Raw genomic sequence first — 2,646 nt, 5'->3', positions numbered from 1 at the left:
TGTCGATTTGGGGTAGTTGGTACCGCGAGTCCGCGTAGTTGGTACCGGTGTTCCGCGTATCCGGTACTGCAAGGGGGTTTCTTTCATAGTTGATGTTGGCGGCACCACGATCCGGTGGTGTTGCGTCAACTTCTACTTGGAAGGAGCTGGTCCTTGTGGCCAACTTCAAACAGATCATCGCGATGTGCCTTGATGGTGCTAGCTACGCGCAGATCACACACGCATTGGGATGTTCACGACGAGAAGTATCCCGAGCAAAGAAAGTCATCAACGATGAGGAACTAACTCTAGAGCGTTTCCGTCAACTTCCACCTGGATGGTTCGATGATCGATTCAGCGACGGCCGGAGTAAACGGACGATGGCCTACGACCAGCCTGATTTTCACGCTCTTGCACGCAAGCTGAAAAGTACAAAGCATGTGACCAGGCATAAGCTGTGGATGGACTACGTGTCGCAGCCGTGTCCGACGGATAAGACAAAGTACCAGTACTCCCAGTTCTGCAGTGGGCTCAATGAGTTTCTGCGTGCCAATGATCTCGTTGAAGTTGTCACCCATGAGCCAGGTCAAGAGCTTTATGTCGACTGGGCCGGTGACAAAGTGCCTGTAGTAGATCAGGCCAGTGGTGATACAGCGTTCAAGGCGTCATTGTTCGTCGCGGTCAGCCCATACTCAGGGCTGATGTACGTCACGGCCGCTGCGAACGAGAAGATGCCGTCGTGGATTGAGTGCCATGTTAAGGCGTTGAACTATCTTGGCAAAGTACCAGCGGTCATCGTGCCAGATAATGCTTCTACGGCGACTTATCGGCCAAAGAAGACCTCTACATACCGGATGGTCACTGACCGCTACGCAGCGTTTGCTGACTATTACGGGGTCACGATTGTGCCGACTAGGCCCGGCAGGCCTCGTGACAAGGCAGCGGTAGAGCGTGCCGTGAAAATCACTTACACCAAAATCCTGGGTTACTTCAGCAACGAGGTCTTCTATAGCCTTGATGAGCTTAATGAGGCGATCGCTGACCGTCTTGCTGATATCAACAGCGCAATGACGCGGCCTGATGGCTCAACACGGCGCATGCGCTTTGATAAAGAAGAGGCACCAATGATGCGGGATCTTCCGCCGACGCCGTTTACGGAAGTGTCTTATAAGAGGCTCAAAGTCGACCGCAATTGGCACATCACCTGTGACTACCAGTACTACTCAGTGCCATTTCAGCTGGTGGGAGAATCGGTAACAGTCAGGCTCACCCCGCAACTAGTAAGCATCTTCAACGGGGAGCAGCTTGTTGCTGAACACACGCGCCTTCACGGATTCAAATACCGGTATTCCACCAACCCTCAGCATGGCCCATGTGGCGACGATGAAGGCCACAAGGCGCTTACCCGTGATGAGCTCTTGGCCTGGGCCTCGTCGTTTGGGGCAGCAACGCACGCAGTCATAGCGATGATCCTCGACCGCAATAGTGCCGCCGTACCCCGCGGACTCATTCAGGCACGCAACGTGCTGGCCAACCTGGGCAAAAAGCACAACAAAGCCACCCTCGAACCGGCATGCCAGCAGGTCTTAGACAAGAAGCTGGCCCCCACGATGGCAGTGATCAAACGCATCCAGACTGACATTGCCCACGCCCAACAACATCCCGGGCCACCAGGGGCAAAACCACAGCCTGTGGCCAAGCGCCAACCACGCCCAAGTACCCCGCTTACCGGTGAGGTGGCCGATGCCGTCTTTATCCGGCCTGCTGACCACTACGAAAACTAGAAGCAATAAGGAGTGAAACCATGAGCAGCATCGACGACGAAATTGTGCGGGCGAAAATGCGCAAGCTTCGCGTATCGACCTTCGCTGATGTCTTCTACGAGGTTGTCAACGACGAGGCCTATGCGGATGCGCTACCAGAAGACATTTTCCTCGCCGCAGTCGAAGAAGCTTACACACAACGCCAACAGCGCAACATTGCCAAGGCCATTACCCAGGCTAAATTCCGATACCCGGATGCGAGCCTTGCTGAAGTCACCCGGGCAGAACAACGCGGTATCAACATGCGCCAGTTGAAACGAATCGCAGCCACTAACTGGCGGGAAAACCCGACCAATATTCACATCCTCGCCCCGACGGGAACAGGCAAGACCTACATTGCCTGCGCCATCGGCATCGCCGCGTGCAAGGCTGGATACTCGGTGGCGTACTACCGGCTGGACCAACTTGTAGACATGCTGGCGGTCTTCTCACCGACTGACCAAAACTACCTCGATAAGATGCGGAAACTGATCAACGTCGATGTCCTTATCATCGACGACTTTATGACCATCAGCATCAACCAGCGCGGGCAAGAAGACCTAACCAAGATCATATTCGACCGCGACGGAAGGCTGCCTACACTTATCTCCTCCCAATCAGCTGCCGCCTATTGGGTTGAAACACTGCCAGACAGAGTCGGAGCCGATTCACTCGTAAGCCGCCTCAACAACGGCCACCGAATCCATATCGGAGACTTCGACATGCGCAAAGCCACCGCCCCCACCACCCCAGACGACTAATACAGACGGGCCGGGCCGACGCACCCCTCGGCCCGGTACCAACTACCCGGAACACGACAGTACCGAGTCCCCAGAACACCGGTACCAAAAACTCGCATCTGACA

2 protein-coding genes are annotated in these 2,646 nt (G+C 55.1%); both read left to right on the top strand.

The window, feature by feature from the left end:
• Nucleotides 1–155 precede the first annotated feature (155 nt).
• The gene (gene istA, locus HMPREF2967_RS00010; RefSeq protein ID WP_070523940.1) at nucleotides 156–1,763 is read left to right on the top strand and encodes an IS21 family transposase; all 1,608 of its coding nucleotides are present in this window, start codon (nucleotides 156–158) and stop codon (nucleotides 1,761–1,763) included.
• A 20-nt stretch (nucleotides 1,764–1,783) separates the two neighbouring features.
• Entirely contained in the window at nucleotides 1,784–2,542 is a 759-nt protein-coding gene (locus tag HMPREF2967_RS00005) for an ATP-binding protein (protein ID WP_070562495.1), read from the top strand.
• The last annotated feature ends 104 nt before the right edge of the window (nucleotides 2,543–2,646 follow it).

Source organism: Corynebacterium sp. HMSC059E07 (genome assembly GCF_001814395.1).
In the GTDB taxonomy this organism is placed as follows: Bacteria; Actinomycetota; Actinomycetes; order Mycobacteriales; family Mycobacteriaceae; genus Corynebacterium; species Corynebacterium hesseae.
This window is presented reverse-complemented; position numbering and strand designations above follow the sequence as displayed.